Raw genomic sequence first — 26,000 nt, forward strand, 5'->3', positions numbered from 1 at the left:
TTACTATCAGAAGATGATTTAGAATTTTGCCCTGAATGTTTGCGTCAAATTAAGTACTATGAAAAAACAACTCAAAAATTGTACAACTTTTCAAGACCACCTTACTAAGCATTACGGTAAAACAGGCTCAGCAAAGAGAACTAAATTTGAAACAAAAGCCATTGAATTTGTGAATGCTGAAATTAAAACCAAATCAAAATTTTTGTAAATTCGCTACTATGAAATCAGCAGAAATAAATACAAGTATTATAGATGGTTACGTTGGGCTATTGGATAACCTGAGCGCAAGTAATAAGCTTGACCTTATCTCGAAGCTTACCAAATCTATAAAAACCGACCTGACAAAGGAAAAAACGTTGTTCAGTAAGTCTTTTGGTGCTTTTAAATCTGATAATAGTGCCGAAGAAATTATTGAAGATATACGTAGCAGCAGGGTATCGAAAAGCAGCTAATCCTTAACAAAAACACTACCTCCTCCCCCCAATAACCTCAAACAGCAGTTCCGGTTCGTTGGTGGTAATAAACTCCACGTTTTGGTTAAGCAGGGTTTCCATTTCGGGTTTATCGTTAACTGTCCAGGCATTAACGGTAAGGCCCAGTTTTTTGGCTTCGGCAATATAGGTTGGGTGCTCTTTGTACACGCTGTAATGGTAGTCTAGCCCGGTGTAGCCGGCGGCCTTGGCTTCGGCAGGGGTTTTGTCTCCCGTAAGGTAGGCAATCTTGGCCTTTGGCGCCAGCTGGTGTATGCGTTGGCCAACCTCGAAACTAAAGCATATATACTCCACCTGTTTTTCGGCTTTAAGCTGCTTAACTAAATCGACACACATTTTGGTTAGTTGCAACGATCGGTCCAGGCTAACCTCAGATGTTTTTATCTCCAGTATAAGCTTGGTCTTTTTTTGCTTTAGCCCCTCGGTAAGGTAGGCTTGCAGGGTAGGTATCTTTTCGCCGTTGGGGTGCTGCTTTGCCAGCAATTCGGCATAAGTGCTTTTTTCTATGGGCAGGCCATAAAACTGGTGGTCGTGGTTAACCACAATTACGTTGTCGGCGGTAAGGTGTACGTCGAATTCGGTGCCGAAACATTTAAGGGCTACGGCCTGGTTTAAGGCCGCGATAGAATTTTCGGGCAGGTTGTTGGTTTTCCAGGCACCGCGGTGGGCAATAACAACATTGTTGTTAAACTGGGCAAAGGCGGTAAGCGTAAAAAGTAGCGCGAGGCTAAGGGAGTATAAATGCTTTTTCATGGGTTGGGTATGATAGCCAAAAATACTACTATTTTTAAAAATGGCTGTTATGCTAAAATTAAGTTGTTTTTTGAAATACTCATTTTTTCCAACTTTCCAACTTTCCAACTTTGCTTCTTTGAAACTTTGCTTCTTTGAAACTTTGCAACTTTGCAACTCTCTCAAACTTTTAATATTTCACCCCATAGTAACCCTGCAAACTTGGTTTTTGCTGTTTTAGGGTGTTTTTAGGGTAACTCAAAGTCCGAAAGTGAAATATTAAGCCTTTTTGATTGAAATTAGGCGCAAAAGTATCGCTGCCTGAATACCAAAATAACGCTGTAGGGTACAAAAATGTGCTTTTTTACCAAAAGTGAAATATCAACCCCTATTGCCATTAAAAAAGATTTATTACTTTTGCAGCGGTTCCGCCAACAGGGGCCAAACACATATTGTATCTCACTTAAACTTGTATAGCATGCAACTGTTCAACACTTTAAGCGCAGAAGAAAGAGCCGAACTTATAGAGCAGTCCGGCAAACAGCGCCTAACGCTTTCTTTTTATGCCTACGCACACATTTTAGACCCCAAACAATTTCGCGATAGCCTTTTCCTGGCCTGGAACCCCTTAGAGGTTTTAGGGAGGATTTACGTAGCCAAAGAGGGCATTAACGCCCAGCTTTCGTTGCCGGCAGATAACTTCTATACCTTTAAGGATCATTTAGATACAATTGATTTTCTTAAAGATATACGCCTTAATGTTGCCGTTGAGCACGACGACCTTTCGTTCCTTAAGCTTACCATTAAAGTACGCGACAAGATTGTGGCCGATGGCCTGGACGATGCTACTTTTGATGTAATGAACAAGGGTATCCACCTGGGTGCCAGCGACTTTAATAAGATGCTGGACGACCCAAACACCATTGTGGTAGACTTTAGAAACCACTACGAGAGCGAGATAGGCCACTTTAGAAACGCCGTTACCCCAGATGTAGAAACCTTTAGGGAGTCGCTGCCTATTATAGAGAATCAACTTGCTGATTATAAAGAAGATAAAAACCTGCTGATGTACTGCACCGGCGGTATTAGGTGCGAAAAGGCTTCGGCATTTTTTAAGCACAAGGGCTTTAAAAACGTGTACCAGCTGGAGGGCGGCATTATAGAATATACCCGCCAGGTAAAAGCTGAAGGCCTGGAAAGCAAGTTTATAGGTAAAAATTTTGTGTTTGATGCCCGCCTTGGCGAGCGCATTACCGATGATATTGTGGCCCAGTGCCACCAGTGCGGCAAACCGTGCGATAACCACACCAACTGCGCCAACGAGGCCTGCCACCTGCTGTTTATCCAGTGCGACGATTGTATGGAGGCTATGCATAATACCTGCTCTACAGAGTGCCTGGAAATCATTCAGTTACCGGAGGATAAACAGAAAGAATTGCGCCGTGGTATTATGAAGGGCAACATGATTTTCCGTAAGGGAAAATCGGAAAAACTGGCCTTTAAAAAGTCCGGCGAACTTACCGATGTGGCTCTGGCTGTGGCACCTAAGGTTAAAACTGCCCCAAGGCAGCGCATTAAAAAAGTGCTTATTGGCAAAGGCGAGCATTACTACCCTAAAGCAGGTGTAGGCCAGTTTACTATAGAAAATGGCGAGCTTGCCATTGGCGACCGCATTCTTATTGTTGGCCCAAGTACCGGCGAAGAACAGCTTGTTGTTGAGGCACTTCGGGTTAACGGACAGGAGGGCACTGTAGCTGTGGCCGGAGATAAAGTAACGTTTAATCTGCCGTTCCGCATTCGCCTTTCAGATAAATTGTATAAATTGCCCAACTAATTACCGCGTATGGATATTTACAAGATATTAAAATTTAACCAGTACATAAAAAGCCACAGGGTAAAATTCCTTGGGCTTTGGCTGCTATCGGTGCTTAATAAGAGGTACTTATCTATACAAATGGATCCTGTTTTGGCGTGCAACCTGCGCTGTAAAATGTGCTATTTTAGCGATGCCGACTTTGTGCGCAAAAACATGAAGGGCATGTTTAAAGAAGACGACCTTGAGCCTATGGCTACTTCTATCTTTAAAAATGCCCTTAAACTTCAGATAGGCTGCGGTGCAGAGCCTACCCTGTTTAAGCACAACACCCGCCTGATACAACTGGCTAAAGAGCATAAAGTACCGTATATTAGCATGATTACCAATGGCAACCTGCTGGAGCAGAAAGATATTACCGCTTTTGCAGATGCCGGCCTTAACGAAATTATCCTCTCATTGCACGGCGTACATAAAGCCACTTACGAGGATTTGATGGACAAGGGCGTATTTGAGAAATTTCATGAGGTTATGGCAGCCCTAACCGAGCAAAAAAAGCATACTCCAGGGTTGCGCATTCGTATAAACTACACCTTTAATAAAGATAATTTTTACGAGCTCGAAGATTTTTTTGATGTGTACGGCAAGTATGCTATAGACATTATTCAGCTTAGGCCAATAGACAAAATTGGCGAAACGGTGTACGACCATTTTAGCCTTAAAACCATTGAGCAAGACTATGCCCGCATTGTTGGCGCTATGAAAGAAGAGGTGCATAAGCGAAAAATGACATTGCTTTACCCTCAATCTGTAATGCGTAATGAGCAGGAGTCGCTTAAGGTAAAAACCGGTAACGACAGTTCGTTTATTAAACCGTATACGTATTTTTACATCTCGCCAAAATTCTCCTGGAAGGACGATTTTGACTGGCGTACAGAAAATTTTGCCGCATGGCAAAAGCGCACCAACTGGAACAGTACCCTGCTTAAAAATGCTTTTAAATCGCGTGCTGCCTTAGACGATACCAACCGTAATATGCTAAATTATTCGGTAGATATTAATTAGGACTCTTTACTTTTGAGATAAGGAAAAGATACCTATTTTTATCGTCATGAATAACCCCCTGCTCCATATAGACCATGTTACCATTTCGGCCAGGAAAGACGGCCAGTGGCTGCCTATTGTAAAAAACAGCGACTTTACCCTACACCAAAACGAAATACTGGGCATTGTGGGCGAATCAGGGTCCGGTAAATCGGTTACCTCACTTGCCATTATGGGGCTGTTACCCAAAGGGATACTCGCTATAACTGAGGGTAAAATTACTTTTGAAGGACGTGATATTTCGGCGTTAAGCCAAAAAGACCTGCGCAATTTGCGCGGTAATGATGTGGCCATGATATTTCAGGAACCTATGAGTTCGCTTAACCCATCATTACAATGTGGTTTCCAGGTTGAAGAAATCCTCAAGGAACATACTCAACTTTCGAAGAAAGAGATTAAGGCACAGGTACTTGCGTTATTTGAAAAAGTAAAACTGCCTAACCCAGATAAGATATACAACCGCTATCCGCACGAAATTTCGGGCGGTCAAAAACAGCGGGTAATGATAGCCATGGCTATTGCCTGCAAACCCAAAATACTTATTGCCGATGAGCCCACCACGGCACTGGATGTAACGGTACAGAAAGAAATTATCCTGCTGCTCAAAGAGTTACAGCAGGATACTAAAATGAGTATCATTTTTATTTCGCACGATCTCTCGTTAGTCTCCGAAATTGCCAACAGGGTACTGGTTATGTACCGTGGCGAAATTGTAGAACAAGGCGACGCTCAGGCTATCTTCAACAACCCGCAACATACCTATACTAAAGCACTTATCAATTCGAGGCCATCGTTAAATGTAAGGCTGGAACGCTTGCCTACCATTCAGGATTACCTGCAAAATACGGTAAATAAAACAGAAGTTACTCCGCTACAGCGCGAAAAAAAGCATGAAGCGCTATATGCACAACCTCCTTTATTAGAGGTTATTAATGTTGAAAAAGAGTATGTGTCGTCGGCCGGGCTGTTTGGCAAAAACGTAAGCTTTAAGGCCGTAGATAATGTTAGCTTTAAAATATACGAAGGCGAAACCCTTGGCCTGGTGGGAGAATCAGGCTGTGGCAAATCGACACTTGGCAATGCCATACTACAACTTGATAAGGCCACTGCCGGTAAAATACTGTACAGGGGCAATGATTTAACGAAGCTTTCACCGAAAGAGATCCGTGCGCTTAGAAAAGAGATACAGATTATATTTCAGGATCCCTACTCATCGCTTAATCCGCGTATAACGGTTGGTAAGGCCATTATGGAGCCCATGCAGGTGCACAAGCTGTATAGTAGCGATAAAGAACGCCGTGCCAAGGTAATTGAGATACTTAACCGCGTTGGCCTTGGCGAAGAGCACTACAACCGTTATCCCCACGAATTTTCGGGCGGGCAGCGCCAGCGTATAGGCATAGCACGCACTATAGCGCTACAGCCTAAGCTTATTGTGTGCGATGAGTCGGTTTCAGCACTCGATATTTCGGTGCAGGCACAAGTGCTTAATTTGCTCAATGAGCTTAAAGAAAATTTTGGATTTACCTACATATTTATATCACACGACCTTGCCGTGGTTAAATACATGAGCGACCAGGTACTGGTTATGAACAAAGGTAAAATTGAAGAAATGAACGAAGCCGATGCCCTGTACGCGCATCCGCAAAAAGAATACACCAAAAAGCTTATTGCCGCTATACCGGGAGAGTAGTATTGCAGTAAAACAGTAAGCACTAAAAGTAATGCACTGATTTTGCTTAAAGAGCAATGTTATTTATGTAAATAACAGATAAAACACATCAACTGCCACTGTAAACTTAAAACCGTTAACCAAAACCTACTTGGCTACTTCTATAGTAACTTTAATTTCGCCGTGGTTTTTATTGTCGGTAATTTGCATAAAGGCTTTTTTTGAAAGGTCGATGTCTTTACCTGCCGAAAAAGGCCCGCGGTCGTTTACGGTAACCACAACAGATTTGCCATTTGCTTTGTTAGTTACCTTAACCTTAGTACCAAAAGGGAGTTTTTTATGAGCAGCGGTTAATTTACTATTGCTAAATTTTTCTCCGCTGGCCGTTTTTTTGCCGTTAAATTTATCGGCGTAGTACGATGCTACTGCACTGCCGTCGTAGCTTTTATAAGCTCCTTTAGAGGCACCACAGGCAACAAGTAATAGGGCACAAAAACAAAGCAGTGCTATGCGTTTTGCCATATTAAACTTTTTCAATAATTTCTATTTTAACTTTAAAAGAGCCAGATCCTTTGTTGGATGCAATATCCATGTAGGCTTTTTTAGTAAGGTCAATCTCCAGTTTTTTGCTGTAAGGCCCGCGGTCGTTTACCTTTACATCTACAAATTTACCGTTGTTTTCGTTAGTTACCCTAACCATGGTGCCAAAAGGCAATTTCATGTGGGCAGCAGTATATTTTGCGTTATGAAATTTCTCTCCGCTGCAGGTTTTCCTGCCGTTAAATTTATCTGCGTAGTAGGTGGCTAATGCACTTTTTTTGTAGAGGGTAAGCTTAGGCTCTTCGGGTTTAACAGCGGTAGTAGCTGTTTCTGTAGTATCGGCAATTTTGATTGCCGTAATTTTATTTTCTTTTTTTACCGGGGCAACATTTACTGTTGAAAAGCCTGTTATTAAACACAATAACAACGCGGTACTGAAAATGATAATACTATTCTTCATAATAATTATAATTTTTTTGTCCTTTGTTTACAAAAATAATATGCCAGCGGCTAAAAAAAGCTTTCAAGGAAAAGCTTTAAGCCTGGGGTTAGCTAAACCATTGTCCCCACGGGATCCTGCTTAAAAGCAGCACTAATGCTATGGCATACATATATCCTATACTCTTAAATTTTTTGGCATCTTCTGCCGTCTTTTTATGCTTAGACCATCCAATGGTAATCAGTGTAATAGCAATGATGTTAATAAGCGGATGCTCTACAAAAATTAATCTTAAATGCGGGTCTTTCATAACCCCACCCATGCCGGCAACCTTAGCAATTTCTAATTGCGGGTTCACGATAACAAGGATGATGCCAACAACCAATTGTATGTGCGAAAAAATTAACGCTACCATAGATATTTGCCTGTCGCGGGGTGTAAAAGCCCTTTTAGAACCTAACCCGGATAGTGCATTAATAGCAGCAATTAATAGCAGACCTAATACTCCAAACGCCCAGTAGGAATGAAGATCTAAAACATTTTGGTACATAGTTTTTGTTTTGTTGGGATAGCAAATATAGGCAATACATGTAAAAAAATAGCCATTAAATATGTGTTAACGACCATTTTAGCTTTGTTTAGAATCAATCTAAAAAAGATTTTACCTTAAATCTTTACTCTAAATTTTAGCCGCAACCACCACACTTACAGTAAGAAAAAGGCTGTTGCACCGTAAAGTTTTTAACAAAAAAATGGGGCTGTAAACCCCATTGTTAATTTTTTATATTGCCTCGAATAATTTACCCGGCAAGGGCCTTATTACCCCCTTAAGTTCCATAGTAAGCAGTAAAGACGATAGCCTGTAAATGGGTAATTCGCAATGCAGGGCTATAATATCCATAAGCTCTTTACCATTTTTAAGCAGGTAATCGTACACCTTTTGCTCATCGGGCTCTAACGATACAAACAACTGTTTTTGCACCGGCTTGTGCGCCTTTTCTTCCAATTGCCAGTTGAGTATATAAATAAGGTCGGCCGCGTTGGTAAGCAAATTGGCGCGCTGGCTTTTAATAAGGTTGTTGCAGCCCATACTGTACTTATCTGTAATGCGGCCGGGCACGGCAAAAACATCGCGATTATAGTCGTTAGCCACATTGGCCGTAATTAACGATCCGCCTTTTTCGGCACTCTCTATAATAATAGTAGCCTCGCTAATGCCGGCCACAATGCGGTTGCGCTTTACAAAGTTTTCTTTATCGGGGTTAGAGGTGCTCCAAAACTCGGTTAAAAAACCACCGTTCTGCTCCATAGCCGCCACATACTTTTTATGCACTTTAGGGTATATCTGGTTAAGCCCGTGTGCCACCACCCCAATAGTTTGCAGGTTTTGCTCCATAGCCACCTGGTGCGCAAAAATATCTACACCATAGGCAAAGCCGCTAATAATAACCGGGTTAAGGGGCGAAAGATCTTCAATAAGCTTACGGCAAAAGTCGGCGCCATAGCTCGTCATCTGGCGGGTGCCCACAATACTAATGGTCTTACGGCTGGCAAAATCTATTTTACCCGACGAAAACAAAACCACCGGGCCGTCTATACAGTGCTTTAACCTTTCGGGGTAGTTATTGTCTAAATAATACAGCGGCTTAATGCCCTGCTCGCGCACAAATTTAACTTCGCTCTCGGCCAGCTTAAAAACCGACTCGTTGCGCAGGTTATTATATAATACTTCTCCTACGCCTTCTATGGCTAAAAGTTGCATTTTTTTGGCTTTAAAAACAGCTTCGGCGCTGCCCAGGTGGTTAATCAGCCTTTTGGCCACAATATCGCCAACTCCCTCTACACGCATCAGCGCCAGCGTATTAAATAAATCGGTATCCGTCATCAAAAAATGTAATTGGCAGTTAATTAGTTACTTGGCATTGTTAATAACATTTGTGGATAAAATTTTGCGTTTACCACCGTTTGATTAATTTTGTTGTTATGATGATAGAAAAACACATATCGGCTTTATTATACCGTTACCAGTGCGTTACCGTTCCCGGTTTTGGCGCTTTCCTTACAGATATTCGCCCTGCGTATTTAGATGCAGCTGCGCATACCTTCTATCCTCCAAAAAAACTTGTTTCTTTTAACGCGAATGTAAAAAATAATGACGGGCTTTTAGCCAATCATATCTCCCTGCAGGAAAAAATTTCTTACGATGCCGCCGTTAACGCCATTGCACTTGCTGTAGACAGCTGGAAACAGGCCCTGAATAATTTTGATGTCATCAGCCTTAAAAACCTGGGCGATTTTGGGCTTAACGCCGAAGGCAGCCTGGTGTTTACGCCAGATACCCCCGTTAATTACCTAAGCAGTGCTTTTGGCCTTAGCAATGTGGTATCATCTGCCGTAAGGCGCGAAGAGCTTAAAGCCGAAGTTGAAGCTTTAGAAGAAAAAGCGCCTATTATATTTACGCCAGAGCGTAAACGCAATTACTCGTACCTAAAATATGCTGCCGTATTTGTAGTTATGGCTGCCGTGGGCACCACAGGTTTTAAAACCTACCACGATCAGCAGGTAGCGCAGCAAACACTTGTAGTTCAGCATGCCGTACAAGAAAAAGTACAGCAGCAAATACAGCAGGCCACCTTTTTTATAGACAACCCACTGCCTGCCGTTACCCTGCCGCTTAAAGAAGAGGTTATAAACACACCATACCACGTTATTGCAGGCGCTTACAGCACAGAGGCCAACGCCTTAAAAGCCGTAGCGCAACTAAAAGCTAAAGGTTACAACGCACAAACCGTGGGGCAAAACAAATTTAAACTGTACATGGTTTCTTACGGCGGCTACACCACATACGCCGAAGCCCAGGACAGCATGCGAAACATACATAAAACACACAATACCGAAGCCTGGCTGATGGTAAAAAAATAAGTAGTAAAATCAATCCTCCATACCGGGGGATTTTTTTTTGCTGTGGCTTATCTTTGCCAAAAAAAAGTTATGCAGGTAAAACACCCCATAGACTCTGTATGTATAATGACCGATATTGTACTGCCGGGCGAAACCAATCCGTTAAACAACCTTTTTGGGGGAGAATTACTGGCCCGTATGGACAGGGCTGCCAGCATTGCTGCACGCCGCCACGCCGGGCATATTGTGGTTACGGCATCTGTAAACCACGTGGCATTTAACCGTTCTATTCCGCTTGGCAGCGTGGTTACCATAGAGGCCAAGGTATCGCGCACGTTTACATCGTCTATGGAAACCTTTATAGATGTATGGATAGAAGACCGCGAAAGTGGCGAGAAAACCAAGGCTAACGAGGCCATTTATACTTTTGTAGCGGTAGATGAAGCTGGCAAACCCGTACAGGTGCGCCCTATAGAGCCGCAAACCGAGATAGAAAAATCGCGCTACGATGCTGCCCTGCGCAGAAAGCAGCTAAGCCTGGTGCTTGCCGGTAAAATGAACCCGCACGACGCTACAGAGCTTAAGGCTTTATTTATGTAAGAATTTACAAAAACCACCTATACTGCCCCCGTCCTTAAAGCGGGGGCTTTTTGCGTTTTTTACTTACAATAAAGTTAACCTGAAATAAGAATGTTAATTAATTTTTTAATGATTATTTACAATATAATGTTAATTATAGTTACTTTTAAAATACTATTAACAAAGCAATTAATTATTCATTTTTTTTTCAACCCGCTACTATGAAAATAAAATTACCTCAATTATTTATGGGCGCCCTGCTTACGTTTGCCACGGCAAACGCGCAGGAGTACCAGCCTTTAACGGTTAGTTCCGGCTATAATGCCGATGTTATTGCCAACGGCATAGGGTCGGCAGCACTGTCTACCACCCTGCCTGTAGACAATGCCAACTTTGCTTTTATGAGCAACGATTTTTTACCCTCCACCATTACCACGCCACCCTCTTACGGGCTTCCTGTCGCAGGTTTAATAAACTCGCTGGCAACAACAGGGCTTACATATCAAATGGCATCGTTAAGTGCCAATAACTCGCTAAGGTTTGGTGCCACTACCGGGGCTGCTAATGGCACACTTGTATTTTCTAATGGTGTACAGGCTACCAAACTGTATGTGCTTGCCACATCGGGCAGTGGGGCCTCTACTATTAGCGCCCTTATTACTTTTGACGACGGTACCACACAGTCAATACCATCGGTATCGGTGCCAGACTGGTTTTACAGCACTGTACAACCCGTAGCTGCACAAGGCTTTGGCCGTGTAAATACCACTAATAACGTATTAGAAGCATCGAGCACAGAGCCAAGGATGTACCAGCTAACACTTAATATAGACAGCGCTAATCAAACTAAAGAGGTTAGCAGTGTACTGTTTACAAAAACCTCTACCGCAGAGGGTGTTGTAAACATATTTGGCGTTACCGCCGAGGTGCTGCCAACCTGCCCTTCGCCAACAGGCTTAATTGCCACAACGGGCCCATCTAATGCATCGGTTAGCTTTACGGCTGCCATAGTTGTACCGGCCAATGGCTACGATTATTACTATGCAACTACCAATACCGCCCCTACGGCTACTACAGAGCCAACCGGAACCATAACTACTGGAACAAGTGTAAACTTCCCGACACTTACTACAGGGCAAACCTATTATTTCTGGGTACGCGCTAACTGCGGCGATGGTGATACCGGAGCCTGGGTGGGTACAACGTTTACAACAGGGCAGGTATCGGCTACCTACACCGGGGGCGACATAAGCACCATGTTTAACGAAGTGCCTACGGTAACCTCAACCACATCATGCCCGGGCACGCTATCAGTAGCCGTTCCGGCAGGTTACCAGGTAGCATCGGTTGCTACATCGTATACAATGACGGCTTTAAACAACGGCTACCAGTCAGAACAGCGTTCTATGCTGTACTGCACAACTACCAGCCTTGGCGAAACCAGCCTTGCTGCCGGTAGCGGCCAGGCAGGCACGTACAGCTACAACCGCAGTGGCCTTACTATTGCCAACGGTGCTACAGGTACGGTTAACTTTGAACTTAGGGCCTGGAGAATGTGGGGCGAATTTTTAGAAGATGGCTGTGGCGTACAATACAACAAAGTAAACAACAACACCTGGACAATTACCGTAACCTATAGCTGCCTGCCTCCTGCTGCGCCAACTACGGCGCCGCTAACGGTTTGCGGTACGGCTACCGTGGCCGACCTTACTGCAACAGGCACTGGCGAAAACCCTGTATTTAACTGGTATGCTACTGTAACCGGTGGCCAGCCACTTGCTGCTACTGCAGCACTTACAGCAGGTACCTACTATGTATCTCAGACCAACGGCACATGCGAGAGCACAAGAACACCGGTAGTGGTTACTTTAAGTGCAGCGCCTATGGCTCCTGTAACCACTGCAACACAATGGGTTTGCTCTGGTGCAATAGTTAGCAATCTGTATGTTGACCCAATGGCCGACGCTACTGTTGAATGGACTTTAGACGGAGCGGTTATTGATCCTGAAACGGTATTAACTGCAGGAGTATATCAGGTTATACAAACCCTTAACGGCTGTACAAGTTTGCCAAGTACTGTAACAGTGGCAGTAAATGTTACTGCTGCACCAAGTGTTAACAACCAGGCGGTTTGCGAAGGCGCTACTATTGCCGATATTACCGTAGGTGTGCTTGTTGGCGCTACAGTTACTTATTATGAGGGCGATGAAGTTATTACTGCCGATACCGAGGTAGAAAGTGGTACTTATTATGTATCGCAATCTGTTGATGGGTGCGAGAGTGCTTTAGCACCAGTTGTTATTACGGTAAACGAACTTCCGGAAGAACCGGATGGCGAAGAAGAACAGTCTTTTACAGCAGGCGAAACAGTATCTGACCTTGAACTTGAATATGGTACAGGTGCTACCTTAACCTGGTACATTGAAAATGATATTGATGGATATAATGTTATTCCGTCTGACACCGTTTTAGAAGATGGCGTTACCTATTATGTTAGCCAGTCTACCAATGGCTGCGAAAGCGAAATGCTTGAGATAACTGTAAATGAGATTTTGGCAACAGGCTCGTTTGCATTTAACAACCTTAAAGTATACCCTAACCCGGTAAACGATGTTGTAACTATTGCAAACAGCACTGCTATATCTAAAATAACAGTTACCAACCTTTTAGGGCAAACCGTACTTACACAGTCGGCTACTTCAGAGAGTGTTCAGGTAAACCTTTCGGCATTGCCTTCTGGTAGCTATATCGTAAATGTAATGGCATCAGGGTCTTCTGCAAATGTTAAGATCGTTAAACAATAATATATAGTATACGTTTTAAATCTTACAAAATAAAGCCCTGCCCTAACCGGCGGGGCTTTATGATTTTATTAACATTTGTGTGTTTTTATATAACAACCTCAACAAATATTGTTATTATTTAAAGTATCGGTAGGGTTTTTAGAAAAATTCCTGTTAATATTAATTACTTTCGTTACCCATTTAACTTTACTACTATTTATTCACTTTTTTAACCTTACTATTTTTATGAAAATAAATTTACGACATTTATTTTTCGGGGTCATGCTGGCGTTTGCAGGGGCAAACGCGCAAGACTATGAGCACCTGACGGTAACGGGCTACAATGCCGACGTTATTGCCAACGGTGTGGGTACGGCACTATCATCTATCTCGCTACCGGTAGATAATGCCAATTACTGCTTTATGAGTAACGACTTTTTGCCGTCTACTCTTACTACACCGCCTACTTACGGGCTTCCGGCGGCTGGCCTTATTACCTCTCTTGTTAGTGCCACACCGGGGTTAACCTACCAAATGGCATCATTATCTGCAAATAATGCCTTGCGCTTTGGTGCTACAGCAGGGCTAACTACAGGTTCTATCAGTTTTACTAATGCTGTAGAGGCAACCAAACTATTTGTACTGGCAACATCGGGCAGTGGTGCATCTACATGTACTGCAGTTATTACTTTTGATGACGGTACAACACAAGATGTAGCGTCTTTTATAGTACCCGATTGGTTTAACTCAACCACCCAGCCCATAGCGGCGCAGGGTTTTGGCAGGGTTAACACTACCAACAACGTGGTAGAATCAGGCAACGGTACCAACCCAAGGTTGTACCAGATTACCTTTAACATAGACATTGCCAACCAGGCTAAAGCAGTAAGCAGCATTGCGTTTACAAAAACTTCTACAGGAGAAGGTGTTGTAAATGTATTTGGCGTTACTGCCCAGGAAGTGCCTGCGTGCCCTGTTATATCAGGCACAAGTTCAGCTACGGCTTCTACTACATCGGGTATTATCAGCTGGACACTTGCCACAGCAGGCCAGGGTACTGCCGCAACCAACTACACTTTAGAAGTATATACAGATGCTGGTTATACGACTCCAATTGCAGGGTCTCCGTTTACTAACATTACGGCCACATCGTACACTTTAACAGGCCTTACGTTTGAGACCCCGTATTACTACAGGGTTAAGGCCAATAATGGCACTTGCGATTCGGCTTATGTAACGGGCACGTTTAGCCCTGCTTTTTGTGTACCTACTAAATCGGGCACCTCTACAGCATACTACATTACTAATGTAGCTACAACAGGCGGCTACACTAACATAGCAAATGCTACTGCTGCAAGTGCTACTGCCGGTTATACTAACTACAGTGCTGCGCAAATAGTAAGCAAACCAGCAGGCACAACTTTTGACTTTAGCATTACAAGGGGCAGCACCTCTACCACACTTGGTGTTTGGGTAGACTGGAACAACGACCTTGATTTTGATGATGCGGGCGAAACTATTGGTACTTACGTGGGCGGATTTAACGGCCAGGCACTTACCGTTACCGGATCTATTGCCATACCTGCGGCTACACCTGTGGGCAATTACAGGCTAAGGGTACGCTCAACTTATTACTTTAACACAACAGTAGTGCCTTGCGGCGCTTTATTGTATGGCGAGGCCGAAGATTACAACATTTCTGTTGTAACGCCTCCGGCTGACTGTACTACGCCGGATGCTCCGGTTATTGTACTAAGCAGCGTAACAGCTACGGGCTTAACGGCCGATGTTACCATGCCAACTACAGCCCCAACAGGCTACATAGTGGTTAGGAGTACTGCTGCACTTACAGCACAGCCGGCTACCGGATCTGTATACGCAGTAGGTGCTAACTTAGGCGGTGGTAAAGTAATTTCTGCCGGTGCTACTATCAGTACGTTTACCGACTTCTTAAATAATAATACCCATTATTATTATTTTATATACGCTTATAACGAAAACGGCAGCAGCTGTTTTGGTCCTAAGTACAGCGTTGCCGGTACTGCCGATGCTACTACCTGTGCCGGTGCTACAACCGCTGTAGGTGCATTTGATGTTACGGCGGCTTCGGCTAACCTAACATGGACCTCTATTGTTGGCGCAGGCGGTGCAGCTGCTACGTATACCGTAGAAGTATATACCGATGCTGCCCTTACGGCACTTTTCGGCACATTTACAACAGCCAATACAACGTATGCCCTTACAGGCTTAACAAACGGTTCTACCTACTATTTCCGTGTTAAGGCAGAAACCGCTTCTTGCGATAACGATGCCTGGTCATCGGCAGTTAGCTTTGTGGCAGAGAACAACTTTACACCACTATCGCTTACAGGCTTTAACGCCGACGTTATTGCTAACGGCAACGGCGTAGCTAACCTGTCTACTACCAACGCGGTAGACGCGGTAGACAACGCTTACATGTCTATAGATTACAAAGCCAATGCAACATCTGCTGCTGCAACATTTGGCTTACCTGTAAACAGGCGTTTAACAGGCAATGTTGCCGGTTTAACCCTTTTACTACAAGATTATTCTGCTAACAACTCATTAAGGATACCGGCGCAAAACCAGGTGGGTACACTAACATTAGCTACTCCGGTAAAAGCAAGCAACCTGTACTTTGGTGTAACATCGGGTAGTGGTACTGCTACCATATCTGCACAGGTATTGTTTAGCGATGGCACATCGCAAACAGCTTCAGGGCTTAGCGTTCTAAACTGGGATAACGCTGCTACAGCGGCTTCGCCTGCAATTGCAAATGCTATTGGCCGTGTAAACCGCGCTAACACTGTTGGTGCTCCAGATGGCCCGGGTGCTTTTAAAGTATTCCAGCTTACCGTTAATATAGATGCCGACAACCAGTCTAAACTAATAACAGGCGTTACGTTTACTAAAACATCTACCGGCGCTACAGAGCCTGTACCGCATGTATTTGCAATCTCTGCAAAAACAATAGACGAGTGCCCTGTGCTTGCTGCTACAACAGCAACAGGATTATCTAACGGTGCTACTATAGCTACTGTACTTACTGCCGATAGCGGTGCTCCAACATCGTACACCGTAGAAATTTATACCGATGCTGCCTTTACAACCCCGGTAACCGGTTCTCCGTTTACAGGTATTACGGCTGCAACATATACTGCATCGGGCCTAAGCCCACTTACAACGTACTACTACCGCGTTAAAGCGCTTAACAGCACCTGCGTGTCAGATTACGTTACCGGTACATTTACAACTTTAGATGGTTGTACTACACCGGCTGTACCAACAGCTGCTCCACAAACAGTTTGCTCAGGCGCTACCGTTGCTAACTTAGTTGCCACACCTGTAACAGGCGCTACCATTAAATGGTATGCTACCGAAACCGGAGGCGATGTATTAGCATCTACTGCCGTTGTTACCGCAGGTACGTACTATGTATCTCAGCAAATAGACGTGTGCGAAAGCGCAAGGCTTGCTGTTGTAGTTACTGTTACTACTACTCCGGTACCTGTTGTAGAATCAGAACTTATTTTCTGCCCTAATACAGCGATTTCTGAAGTATCTATAGGCCCTGCAACATTAAATTGGTACAATGACGAATATGAAGCGATACCTCTAACTACAATATTAGAAACTGCTACTTATTATGTAACGCAAACCCTTAACGGCTGCGAAAGTGCTTTTGTAACAGTTACTGTAGAAATAGACAGTACAACTCCAACCGCACCGGTAGCACAAACATTGTGTAATGGTGCCACAGTAGGAGATATAGAAATTACTACACCTGCCAATACTACTTTTAACTGGACTTTTAATGGTGTTGCTGTAGATGATGACGCTGTATTAGTAAGTGGTACGTATGTTGTAACACAAACATTTTTTGGATGTACAAGTTTGCCACTTAGTATTGCTGTTACTGTTACCACAGTAGCACAACCGGTAGGCCCTGCTGCCCAAACCGTTTGCGCGGGTACACTTTTATCTGAATTAGATATTACTGCTTTAGAAAACGGCACGCTTAACTGGACGTTTAACGGCCTGCCCGTTGTTGCTGATGCCGTTCTTGTAAGCGGAACCTATGTGGTTACACAAGCTGTTGGCGACTGCGAAAGCACACCAAAAGATGTGGTTGTAACGGTAACTGAAATTGCATCAGTTGATGCTGCTGAAACCCAGACGTTCTGCTTTGGTGCTACCGTTGCAGATCTTGATGGTACTGCCGCTACAGGTGCTACCTTAATATGGTCGGCTACTTCTGGTGGTACTGCCCTTGCAGATACTGCTGTTCTTGCATCAGGCACCTATTTTGTATGGCAAACACTTGGCACCTGCGCAAGCGAGGTTACAGAGGTTACTGTTGTGGTTAATACTACACCGGCACTTTCTATAGATGATATCACGCTTTGTGGTGCTGCTACCGTTGCCGATCTTAATACTGAAAATGCTTCTGTAACATGGTATGCTTCTGAAACCGGACCGGCTTTAGAAGAAACTGCTACCGTTACCACCGGCTCTTATTTTGTTACCCAGACGCTTAACGGTTGCGAAAGCCCACGTGCAGAGGTAGGTGTTGTGGTTAACGCATTATCGGCTACTCCAACAGGAGCTGCTACACAAACATTTACTACCGGCGAAACAGTTGCCGATCTTGAAGTTACAACAACAGATGGCGCTACTGTAGTTTGGTATGTTGGTAACGATATTGATGGTTACACTGTTATACCAACAACTACGGTTCTGGAAGATGGTGTTACCTATTATGTAAGCCAGGCTACTAATGGTTGCGAAAGCGAACTGTTGGCTGTTACTGCAGATCAGGTTGCTGCTACATCTTCATTCAACAAAGCCAGCCTTAAGGTATACCCTAACCCAACTACCGATGTTGTAACGGTGTCTAACAACACTGCAATATCTAAAGTAACGGTTATAAACCTTTTAGGCCAAACGGTTATCAGCCAGACTGCTAATACCGATACTGTACAGGTTAACCTTGCATCATTATCTGCCGGAACATACATCCTGCAAATAACTGCCGAAGGCGCATCTGCCAATGTAAAAGTGGTTAAGCAATAAGCTTTAACCTATAAATGCTTTAAGAGCCCCGCATTGCGGGGCTCTTTTGTTTTATACCTGTAACAAAATAGGCCGCGAACACAATAAAATTGAAATGTTGATTGTACACATAAACGTTTGGTAATGCTTATATTTGGAGTTCTCCCAAAAGGTTATCCCTGCATCATGGTACTACCCTGCCTTAATAAAAAATTTTTACAATATACCCTCCTGTTTTTAGGGTTAACTTTTAGTACAGGCCTTTTTGCGGCAAACAATCCTATACAACAACAATGCGACTCGCTAATAGCAAGCGGCCGCAAAGAGCTGGATGTCCGAAATTACCTTAAAGCATTAGAATTAAGCAAAGAGGCACTGCAAATAGCTAAAAAAAATAGCTGGCAGGAACAAATATATACGGCCAACAAAAATATTGGGTCGGCGTACCTTGCCATGCTCAATTATGGCGATGCGTTAGACTATTACCTTACCGCTTACAAAATTGCCCTTAAAGAAAACTGGCCTACCAAAGAGGTACAGATACTTAACAACATTGCCGTATTATACAGCAAAGAAAAAAAATTAGACCGGGCGCTGGAGTATTTTACAAAAGCCTATAAACTCTCTAAAAAAGAGAACGACTCGGTAACTATTGCCGGCTACTCGCTTAATGTGGCATTGGTGTTAACCAACATGAATAAAGTAGACGAAGCCCGTAAATATTTAGACGAGGCATTGGGCTACGCAAAAAATGATCCCGAATTTACTGATAATTTACAGGGTGCTGTTGCCGAGAACGAAATGCTTAAAGGCCACTCTGCAAAGGCCAGGCAAATGTCGTTAGCATTGTTAGATAAAATAAAAGGGCAAAAAAATAAAACCGAGACCGTTACATTGCAACTGATAATTGCCAAAGCCTGCCTGCAGGAAAATGATTATGCTACTGCACTTAGGTACACACAAATGGCTTTAAAAAACAATAAAGACGACATTGAAACCAAAAAAGCCATTTATACTATATTCTCCGAAATTTACACCAAAAGCGGGGCGCTTTTAGAGGCACTGCGTTGCAAAGATTCGGTTTTTGCCCTACAGGAAAAAATCAGCGATATTAAAAACGGCAAGGCCTATGAAGAAACCCGCGTTAAATTCGAAATGCAGGAGTATCAAAATAAAATTGACATTAATGAGGCCACTATTGCCAGCGAGCGCAAAATGTTTTACTCTGTGCTTTTAGCACTCCTTGCCGTGCTATTGCTTATATTTTTTGTGCTGAGAAACCTTGCCATCAAACAAAAACAAAAAAAGCTTATTGCTGAGAACAGCCACCAGATGCTTGCCCTGGAACTCGAAAAGAAAAAGAGCGAGGCACTGTTGCAGGAAAAACTTTTCCGGGAGCAGCAAACCGAAACACTATTGGAACAGGAAAGGCTTAAAAACGAAATTGAGTACAAGAACAGGAAACTGTCATCCAAAGCATTATACATGTCGGGCAAAGACCAGCTTATCGAAGAGTTTGTTGGCCTGCTGTCAGACCAGCCCGAGGTAGCCCGCATCCCGGCGGTTAGAAACCACATCCGCCATCTTAAAAACACACTTAAACCCGATAACGAGTGGGAGAGTTTCCTCAGGCATTTCGAAGAGGTAAACCAGGGTTTCTTATCGCACCTTAGGCAAAAGCACCCCGACCTTACAGCTAACGATATTAGGTTTATATGCTACGTTTACATGAACCTTAGCGCCAAAGAAATGGCAACCATGCTAAACATATCGTTAGATGCCTGCCGAAAACGCAAAGAACGCGTAGCTTTAAAGCTGGGCCTGCCCGATGCTACTGCCCTGTACGGCTATCTGTCGGGTATTTAAGCTCTTCAGGATATATTATAGGCCGATGTCACAAATTTTCCGCCGGTTTTTTTTCATACTATAAGCACATTACAGATTTTTACCATTCGCAAAAAACGTCCCCAAAACGCTATTTCGCGAAACGTTGCGCTTACACTACTAACCATTTTCAAAATTTAAATGTTATGAAAAAATTTACTCTCGCGGCACTCTTGCTGTTGGTGGCCTGGGGCACACAAGCCCAGAATTTAATTTACTCCACGGTTTTTCCGGCGGGCGATGCGCCCTCGGGCTGGAGCCAGGAAATTTTAGGCTTTGAAGCCGAAACCGACTGGTATTTTGGCGACACCTACATGCCGGGTGCCGGAAATTTCTCTGCTCCTGCGGCCATCTTTAACGATGATATTTCGTTTGACGATAACAGCCACGTAAGGCTTATTTCTCCTGCCTTTGATACAAGCGGTTACGAAACCCTAACCCTTTCTTTTGAGTACAGCCTTAGCAAAACAACCGATAATCTTGGTACCCTTGGCGTAGAGGTTTACAATGGTACTACGTGGCAGCAAATTTTGTTTGTTACGGCGCATACTCCACCGGTAAACAGCGGCGACCTGGACATGACGCAGTACAAAAATGCGCAGTTTAAAGTGCGCTTTGTATACAACGACCAGTTTAGCTCTAACAGCTGGGGTGCGGGCATGACTAACTTTGTATTGGAAGGCACGTATGATGTGGTACCAAACGACCTTATCCAGAATGCATTTGCACTTACCTGCGGGCAGTCGATACCCGGCACAACCGTTACCGCTACTGCCGAAACAGGCCTGCCGGTTTGCAACACGGTAGATGGTAACACAATTGGTGTTTGGTATAAATTTTCTGACCCAATGACGCAGTCTACCGTTACGGCAAGCCTTTGCGAATCGGGTACTACGTTTGATAGCCGTCTTAGCATATTTAAAGGCCCTCTTACAGCGCTTACCTGTGTAACGGCTAACGACAACACTTGCGGTAACCTGAGCAGCGTTACTTTTGCATACGATGGTTATTCTGATTATTATTTGCTTGTATCGGGCGAAGGCACAACCACCGGTGCTTTTACTATTGAGGCAAGCTGTACACCTATACCGCCACCAAACGATGAAATTGCCAACGCTTATGATGTAGATACATTTACCCCACCGTATACAGACCATGCGGTACAGTTTACTAATGCCACTGCCGAATCTCAGGCTTTTGATTATGAGGTTAACGGTTGCGATGGCGGACAGCTGCCTTATGTATGGTATAAATTCACTGCCCTTGCCGATGGTACCGCACAGGTTACCCTGCCAACACCAAGCCCGGGTGGCCTAAACCTTATCCACTTTTACAGTGCCCCCAACGAATCGGCTACTGTGCCCGATCTTGACTGGGTTAACCAGGCTTCTAACGCCTGTAATGTTTTTGATGATGCAAGGCTAATTGATATTACAGCAGGTACTACCTACTATGTGGCCATAACGCTGGAAGGCGGCAACTCTGATGTTGCATTCGAAATTATATACCTGTCTTTATGCACCACCCCGCCGGTACCAACCGCTGTGGCACAGGCTTTTTGTACAGGTGCTACCGTAGCTAATTTAGTGGCTACAGGCATAGAGGGCAACCAAATTAACTGGTATGCTACCGAAGGTGGCGAGGCTTTAGCCGAAACTACTACCCTAATTAGCGGAACCTACTATGTTACCCAGTCGATAGAAGTATGCGAAAGCGATGCCGTTGCGGTTGTAATTACAGTTAACGAAATTCCGGCTGCACCGGGCGAAGACGCTACACAAAACTTTACCCCGGGCCAAACCGTAGCCGATCTTGAAGTGGTAGCAATTACAGGTGCTACCCTAAACTGGTACACCCTTAGTGGCAATAGCGAATATGTTAGCATACCTGCTACCACCCCACTTGTAAATGGCACCACATACTATGTAACCCAAACCACCAACGGCTGCGAAAGTGCTTATTTTGGCATTACAGCAAGCCAGGTGGCAAGCACGGGTTCTTTTGCCTTTAGCAATCTAAAAGTGTATCCTAACCCGGCTAACAGCGTTATAACAGTAGCTAACAACAGTGCTATCTCTCAAATTGCAGTAACCAACCTGTTAGGCCAAACGGTGCTTAAACAAACAGCAACCGCTAACAATGTACAGGTAGATCTTTCTGCCCTTGCTGCCGGTACCTACATACTACAGGTACAGGCCGAAGGCGCAACTGCCAATGTAAAAGTTGTTAAGCAGTAATATTTTCCACCCCCATTATGTAAAGGGAAGCCATGTGGCTTCCCTTTTTTTGTGGTTGTTATTCCCGCGCTGCGGTACCGCCTGCCACCCGCAAGGCAGTAGAGACACATTGAATGCGTCTCCCGTAACTATTCCGTTTCTATTATCACGCGTTGTTATTCCGAACGAAGCTTATAATAGAACGCGGATGACACGGATGCTGCGCAACCGCAGATTTACACAGATTTCAGATTATTAATACGGCAATCTGATTTTAGTAACGAATAGAATGCCGCGGTCGTGCCTCCCACGTAGTGACGGTATGGGTACCGTATTCTCTCAATAAAAAAAGGGAAGCCAAATGGCTTCCCTTTACTATATATTATAATTGCAGCTATTGGGCTATCCAGCTCGATGGGTTTAGGTTGGTTGTATTTTGCAATACAAAAAACTTAAGCACGGCCTCGTTAGTAACCGGGTTACTGGCTACTGTACCTATATTTTGCTTAAGGCTTACTTTACTGCCCGAGCTTACATTAACCGACGACAGGTTGTAGTACACCGTTATAAAGTCACCATGCTGTATGTACACAATTTTGTTGCCTGTGCCCTGTATAAGCTGTACGCTCATAACCTCGCCGGCAAAAACTGCCCTTACCGTAGTTTCCGGCTTGGTGGTAATGTTAATACCGTTGTTGTGTATGGGCATTGTTTTATAAACAGGATGCGGGTGGGTACCATACGGGTCTGATATATACCCTTCGGCAACCGGCCATGGCAGCTTGCCTTTGTTTGCTTTAAAGCTGTCCGACGCTATTTTGCCCTCTTTGGTAAGTACAATTTTGGTAGATGATGTACTTGCCGCTGTAGCCGCCGCAGCTGTAGTAGTTTTAGATTCTACCGTGCTTTTAGCCGTTTTTTTGTTGGCTTCGGCAATGGCAGCACGTATCATGTTGTCTACCTTACGGTCTATATCTTTGGCCTCTTTTTGTTTCTTGCTAATTTCAGCTGTGTATTTTTTCTTGTCTTTTTGTATGGTTTTTACCATTTTTTCCTGCTCCTGCCTGTCTTCTTCAAGGGTTTGCTTTTCTTTCTGGCTTTCGGTAAGCAGTTTTTGTTTGTCTTTTTTCTGAACTTCCAGCTTAGTAACCCTTTGGTTAAGCTCGGTCATTTTAGAGCGAATCTCATCGCCCTGTATCTTCCTGAAACTGGCATACTGTTTCATGTACTGCAACCTTTTATACGCCTGTAAAAAATCTTCGGACGATAAAAGAAACATAATACGGCTTTGTTCTGACCTGTTTTTGTAGGCCTTTACCAGCATGTTGGCATAATCTTCCTTAAGTACTTTCAGTTCCCTGTTAAGCTTGTTTATTTTAAGCTGCCCCAGGTAAATATCATCGGTAAGCAGGCGGGTTTGCCTGTGCGTGGTATTAATCAGCTTTTCGCTAAGCTTTATCCTCGCATTGTTATCGGATATTTTAGTGAGTACCGATTTTTCCTTCGAAGTCTCTGATTTAAAAAGGCTGTTTAGCGCCTTAATTTCTTTTTGAATCTCAGCCTTGCGCTGCTCCAGCTTTCTTTGCTCGCTGGTGCCGCCCTGGGCAAAGCCAAGGGTACTGATACTTATAAAGAAAATAGTAAGGAATAATCGTTTCATGGTTGGTTGTAATGTTTACTCTATAAAGATCTGCTCAAAGCCTTCGGGCACGTCATACGGAAAGGTTAACTTCTCATCGAACTTAACGGTTGTGTATTCTATGTTTATATTAACCTTGTCTTTTTGTTCGGCCTCAATTTTTATCTGTGCCGGCAGTATGGCTGGCTGATAGGTGTTGTGCGCCGGATATTCTATGTGCAGGCTACGCGGCTCCTGGCCGTTTTGGGTAATAATCTGGTCTTTTAGCAGGTAGTTGGCGCCTTCAAACAAAAACTCCTTAATAGTGCCGCCGCTTTCTTTACCAATAAGCTTGTACTTATCTGCCTCTACCGATGCTTTATAGTTGCCTTTAGTAAGGTCGTCTAACGCTTCGCCCAAAAGCATGTTCTGTACCTTGTTATAATCAAGGTCGGTGCCCAGCCATTTGCTTAACGCAGCATAATTACCATCAAAATAGGTATTGTTTATTTTCTCGTAATAGCTAACGCGCTTAGGCGTAATTATAGCCTTGGCCATAGTAATGCCCAAAAACTTGATGCTTACCAAAATGGTTTCATCTTTTTTAATGCGTATTTCGGCACTAACACTTTGCGACTGTTTTTTGTCTTTGTACTTAGCGCTGGCATTAATGTGCAGCGTCTCGAAATTTTTAGGGTTTTTGTAATGGCCTGCAATAATTTCTTTGGCCGATTTACTATCTCCCGCAGCCTCCTCTGTGGCTACCGCAGCCTGTTTGCTCTTACAGCCTACCAGTACAGAAAGGGTAAATACAATAGCTATTAACTTCTTCATTTATTGTTATTTGTTTTTTCCGGCTATACCGCTCTTAGCTTGTTCTAATTGCTTTTTAAACCCGGATTGTAGTTTGGCATCGTCTACTACAAAATCTATTCCGTTTTCCAGCCATTCTTTGGCTTTTGCATATTGCTGAAGCCTGTTGGCACCAAGCCCCGCATAATAATACAGGCTGGCCTGGGTGGGGTACAAATCGGTATACTCTGTTGCCTTTTTATACAATTTATCGTTTTGGGCACTCTCCGCATAGGTTTGCAGCAGCAGTTCAATACTCTCTATATCATCGCTTTTGGCAGCCAGGCTTTTTTCTAAGTACTGAGAAGCATCTGCAAATTTACCTTTATTGATAAAGAATTTACCCACCTCTTTAGGTACGTTAACATTCTTATCGTCTTCAAAATAGGTTACGGCTTTCGCCAGATTGCCACTGTACTTAGGGTTATTATTGGCAAAAATAAGAAACTCGTTTAACACACGGTGTTTTATTTTGCTGTCAATTTTCTTACTCTCAAGCACTTTAAACATGGATGCCGAAGCCTTGTCGCCATCGTTATTATTAATGTGGAATTTAAACAGGCTAACCTGCGCCCAGTCCGATTCCGGAATGGCCTTCTCCAGCTTTTTGGCAACCTCTTCGGCCTTAGCCTCCTCATTACTATCCGAATACAGATAGATAAGGTCCAGATAGTTGGACTCTACCTTCGGGTTCTTTTTAATGGCTTCTTCCAGCGTTTCTTTTTGCGGTTTTTTAAACTTGTTGTCGCTCATTATCTGGAGCTTGTACATTTCGCGCTTTTCAGATACGCCAATGGTTTGCTCCATCTCGTTAATCAGTGCCAGTGCCTTATCAAACTGCTGGGTGTACATATAAAGCGAAACCAGATCTTCCTGATAATAATCTTTACGCCAGTCCATTAGCTTTTGAACTACAGGTATCGACTTGTTAAAATCTTTAGTTTCGTAATACACATCATACAGCCCCTGCCAGTACCAGCGGTTTTTAGGGTCGATGTCTTTGGCCTTTATAAAAGCCTTTTCGGCCTCCGGAAAGTTTTTAAGCGCCAGGTAATTTTTGCCCAGCTCGTTATACACTACCGCATTATTAGGCTCTTTAACCTGGCATTTTTGTAACGATTGTATGGCTTTATCATAATTCTCAATTCCTTTTTGCTTCAGGGCCTCGTAAAAGTTATTTTCAAACTCGGTGTTAGCCAGCGCTATCGAATCGGGTTCCTGTTGCTGTTGGGCGTACACTGCCGCAGGGGCGGTAACCAACCCTGTAAGCAACAGCCCGTAAAAGAGAATTTTAAATTTCATG

General features: G+C 43.8%; 19 protein-coding genes. 11 read left to right on the forward strand and 8 right to left on the reverse strand.

The features are described from left to right. The first annotated feature begins 58 nt into the window (after positions 1 to 58). Positions 59 to 208: a hypothetical protein gene (locus tag G509_RS23465; RefSeq protein ID WP_154657783.1), complete on the forward strand. Its 150-nt coding sequence runs from the start codon at positions 59 to 61 to the stop codon at positions 206 to 208. A gap of 10 nt (positions 209 to 218) precedes the next feature. Beyond that, positions 219 to 452, forward strand: a complete 234-nt coding sequence (locus tag G509_RS0117595) for a hypothetical protein (protein ID WP_026992739.1) — start codon at positions 219 to 221, stop codon at positions 450 to 452. A 15-nt stretch (positions 453 to 467) separates the two neighbouring features. On the opposite strand, the gene G509_RS0117600 is transcribed toward G509_RS0117595, so the two are convergent. Beyond that, positions 468 to 1,244, reverse strand: coding sequence for a glycerophosphodiester phosphodiesterase (locus G509_RS0117600; protein WP_026992740.1), 777 nt, complete (start codon positions 1,242 to 1,244; stop codon positions 468 to 470). 457 nt (positions 1,245 to 1,701) lie between these two features. Here G509_RS0117600 and trhO point away from each other — a divergent pair, with 457 nt between their 5' ends. From trhO to G509_RS0117615, 3 genes are read left to right on the forward strand one after another with little or no spacing between them, the layout of a single operon-like run. After that, positions 1,702 to 3,057 (forward strand): oxygen-dependent tRNA uridine(34) hydroxylase TrhO, encoded by a 1,356-nt coding sequence (trhO, locus tag G509_RS0117605; RefSeq protein ID WP_026992741.1) that lies wholly within the window; start codon positions 1,702 to 1,704, stop codon positions 3,055 to 3,057. Positions 3,058 to 3,066: 9 nt separating this feature from the next. Then, entirely contained in the window at positions 3,067 to 4,101 is a 1,035-nt protein-coding gene (locus tag G509_RS0117610) for a radical SAM protein (protein ID WP_026992742.1), read from the forward strand. Positions 4,102 to 4,147: 46 nt separating this feature from the next. Further along, positions 4,148 to 5,833 carry an ABC transporter ATP-binding protein gene (locus G509_RS0117615; RefSeq protein ID WP_026992743.1) on the forward strand — a complete coding sequence of 562 codons (1,686 nt, stop codon included), beginning with the start codon at positions 4,148 to 4,150 and terminating at the stop codon, positions 5,831 to 5,833. A 126-nt stretch (positions 5,834 to 5,959) separates the two neighbouring features. Here G509_RS0117615 and G509_RS0117620 read toward each other — a convergent pair whose 3' ends face one another. The 4 genes from G509_RS0117620 to dprA form a co-directional block, all read right to left on the reverse strand. After that, a complete protein-coding gene (locus G509_RS0117620; RefSeq protein WP_026992744.1) occupies positions 5,960 to 6,334 on the reverse strand; it encodes a septal ring lytic transglycosylase RlpA family protein in 375 nt (124 codons plus the stop codon). Between the two features lies 1 nt (position 6,335). Beyond that, on the reverse strand, positions 6,336 to 6,812 hold the full coding sequence (locus G509_RS0117625; protein WP_026992745.1) for a septal ring lytic transglycosylase RlpA family protein: 477 nt from the start codon (positions 6,810 to 6,812) through the stop codon (positions 6,336 to 6,338). An 88-nt stretch (positions 6,813 to 6,900) separates the two neighbouring features. Then, positions 6,901 to 7,341 carry a hypothetical protein gene (locus G509_RS0117630; RefSeq protein ID WP_026992746.1) on the reverse strand — a complete coding sequence of 147 codons (441 nt, stop codon included), beginning with the start codon at positions 7,339 to 7,341 and terminating at the stop codon, positions 6,901 to 6,903. Positions 7,342 to 7,572: 231 nt separating this feature from the next. Continuing rightward, the gene (gene dprA, locus G509_RS0117635) at positions 7,573 to 8,676 is read right to left on the reverse strand and encodes a DNA-processing protein DprA (protein ID WP_026992747.1); all 1,104 of its coding nucleotides are present in this window, start codon (positions 8,674 to 8,676) and stop codon (positions 7,573 to 7,575) included. A gap of 98 nt (positions 8,677 to 8,774) precedes the next feature. On the opposite strand from dprA, the gene G509_RS0117640 reads away from it, so the two are divergent. The 6 genes from G509_RS0117640 to G509_RS0117670 all read left to right on the forward strand — a co-directional run bounded on the left by G509_RS0117640 (position 8,775) and on the right by G509_RS0117670 (position 22,248). Beyond that, positions 8,775 to 9,713, forward strand: a complete 939-nt coding sequence (locus tag G509_RS0117640) for an HU domain-containing protein (protein WP_026992748.1) — start codon at positions 8,775 to 8,777, stop codon at positions 9,711 to 9,713. Positions 9,714 to 9,782: 69 nt separating this feature from the next. Beyond that, the gene (locus G509_RS0117645) at positions 9,783 to 10,292 is read left to right on the forward strand and encodes an acyl-CoA thioesterase (RefSeq protein WP_026992749.1); all 510 of its coding nucleotides are present in this window, start codon (positions 9,783 to 9,785) and stop codon (positions 10,290 to 10,292) included. Between the two features lie 200 nt (positions 10,293 to 10,492). Next, positions 10,493 to 13,075 carry a T9SS type A sorting domain-containing protein gene (locus G509_RS0117655; RefSeq protein ID WP_026992750.1) on the forward strand — a complete coding sequence of 861 codons (2,583 nt, stop codon included), beginning with the start codon at positions 10,493 to 10,495 and terminating at the stop codon, positions 13,073 to 13,075. Positions 13,076 to 13,300: 225 nt separating this feature from the next. Continuing rightward, entirely contained in the window at positions 13,301 to 18,148 is a 4,848-nt protein-coding gene (locus tag G509_RS0117660) for a GEVED domain-containing protein (protein WP_131450734.1), read from the forward strand. Between the two features lie 165 nt (positions 18,149 to 18,313). Continuing rightward, positions 18,314 to 19,993: a tetratricopeptide repeat protein gene (locus G509_RS0117665; RefSeq protein WP_026992752.1), complete on the forward strand. Its 1,680-nt coding sequence runs from the start codon at positions 18,314 to 18,316 to the stop codon at positions 19,991 to 19,993. 164 nt (positions 19,994 to 20,157) lie between these two features. After that, positions 20,158 to 22,248: a T9SS type A sorting domain-containing protein gene (locus G509_RS0117670; RefSeq protein WP_026992753.1), complete on the forward strand. Its 2,091-nt coding sequence runs from the start codon at positions 20,158 to 20,160 to the stop codon at positions 22,246 to 22,248. A gap of 373 nt (positions 22,249 to 22,621) precedes the next feature. On the opposite strand, the gene G509_RS0117675 is transcribed toward G509_RS0117670, so the two are convergent. The 3 genes from G509_RS0117675 to G509_RS22435 are packed head-to-tail and all read right to left on the reverse strand — an operon-like array spanning position 22,622 to position 25,999. Further along, complete coding sequence (locus G509_RS0117675) at positions 22,622 to 23,887, reverse strand: murein hydrolase activator EnvC family protein (RefSeq protein WP_026992754.1); 1,266 nt, start codon at positions 23,885 to 23,887, stop codon at positions 22,622 to 22,624. Between the two features lie 15 nt (positions 23,888 to 23,902). Continuing rightward, positions 23,903 to 24,679 carry a lipoprotein insertase outer membrane protein LolB1 gene (gene lolB1, locus G509_RS0117680; RefSeq protein ID WP_026992755.1) on the reverse strand — a complete coding sequence of 259 codons (777 nt, stop codon included), beginning with the start codon at positions 24,677 to 24,679 and terminating at the stop codon, positions 23,903 to 23,905. 6 nt (positions 24,680 to 24,685) lie between these two features. After that, positions 24,686 to 25,999: a tetratricopeptide repeat protein gene (locus G509_RS22435; RefSeq protein ID WP_051200356.1), complete on the reverse strand. Its 1,314-nt coding sequence runs from the start codon at positions 25,997 to 25,999 to the stop codon at positions 24,686 to 24,688. Position 26,000: the final 1 nt, after the last annotated feature.

Source organism: Flavobacterium subsaxonicum WB 4.1-42 = DSM 21790 (assembly GCF_000422725.1).
GTDB classification, from domain to species: domain Bacteria; phylum Bacteroidota; class Bacteroidia; order Flavobacteriales; family Flavobacteriaceae; genus Flavobacterium; species Flavobacterium subsaxonicum.

Bases quoted from the DNA above. Each gene is read 5' to 3' on its own strand.
- G509_RS23465 (WP_154657783.1), top strand. From the start codon at position 59: ATGAAAAAACAACTCAAAAATTGTACAACTTTTCAAGACCACCTTACT.
- G509_RS0117595 (WP_026992739.1), top strand. From the start codon at position 219: ATGAAATCAGCAGAAATAAATACAAGTATTATAGATGGTTACGTTGGG.
- G509_RS0117600 (WP_026992740.1), bottom strand. From the start codon at position 1,244: ATGAAAAAGCATTTATACTCCCTTAGCCTCGCGCTACTTTTTACGCTT.
- trhO (WP_026992741.1), top strand. From the start codon at position 1,702: ATGCAACTGTTCAACACTTTAAGCGCAGAAGAAAGAGCCGAACTTATA.
- G509_RS0117610 (WP_026992742.1), top strand. From the start codon at position 3,067: ATGGATATTTACAAGATATTAAAATTTAACCAGTACATAAAAAGCCAC.
- G509_RS0117615 (WP_026992743.1), top strand. From the start codon at position 4,148: ATGAATAACCCCCTGCTCCATATAGACCATGTTACCATTTCGGCCAGG.
- G509_RS0117620 (WP_026992744.1), bottom strand. From the start codon at position 6,334: ATGGCAAAACGCATAGCACTGCTTTGTTTTTGTGCCCTATTACTTGTT.
- G509_RS0117625 (WP_026992745.1), bottom strand. From the start codon at position 6,812: ATGAAGAATAGTATTATCATTTTCAGTACCGCGTTGTTATTGTGTTTA.
- G509_RS0117630 (WP_026992746.1), bottom strand. From the start codon at position 7,341: ATGTACCAAAATGTTTTAGATCTTCATTCCTACTGGGCGTTTGGAGTA.
- dprA (WP_026992747.1), bottom strand. From the start codon at position 8,676: ATGACGGATACCGATTTATTTAATACGCTGGCGCTGATGCGTGTAGAG.
- G509_RS0117640 (WP_026992748.1), top strand. From the start codon at position 8,775: ATGATGATAGAAAAACACATATCGGCTTTATTATACCGTTACCAGTGC.
- G509_RS0117645 (WP_026992749.1), top strand. From the start codon at position 9,783: ATGCAGGTAAAACACCCCATAGACTCTGTATGTATAATGACCGATATT.
- G509_RS0117655 (WP_026992750.1), top strand. From the start codon at position 10,493: ATGAAAATAAAATTACCTCAATTATTTATGGGCGCCCTGCTTACGTTT.
- G509_RS0117660 (WP_131450734.1), top strand. From the start codon at position 13,301: ATGAAAATAAATTTACGACATTTATTTTTCGGGGTCATGCTGGCGTTT.
- G509_RS0117665 (WP_026992752.1), top strand. From the start codon at position 18,314: ATGGTACTACCCTGCCTTAATAAAAAATTTTTACAATATACCCTCCTG.
- G509_RS0117670 (WP_026992753.1), top strand. From the start codon at position 20,158: ATGAAAAAATTTACTCTCGCGGCACTCTTGCTGTTGGTGGCCTGGGGC.
- G509_RS0117675 (WP_026992754.1), bottom strand. From the start codon at position 23,887: ATGAAACGATTATTCCTTACTATTTTCTTTATAAGTATCAGTACCCTT.
- lolB1 (WP_026992755.1), bottom strand. From the start codon at position 24,679: ATGAAGAAGTTAATAGCTATTGTATTTACCCTTTCTGTACTGGTAGGC.
- G509_RS22435 (WP_051200356.1), bottom strand. From the start codon at position 25,999: ATGAAATTTAAAATTCTCTTTTACGGGCTGTTGCTTACAGGGTTGGTT.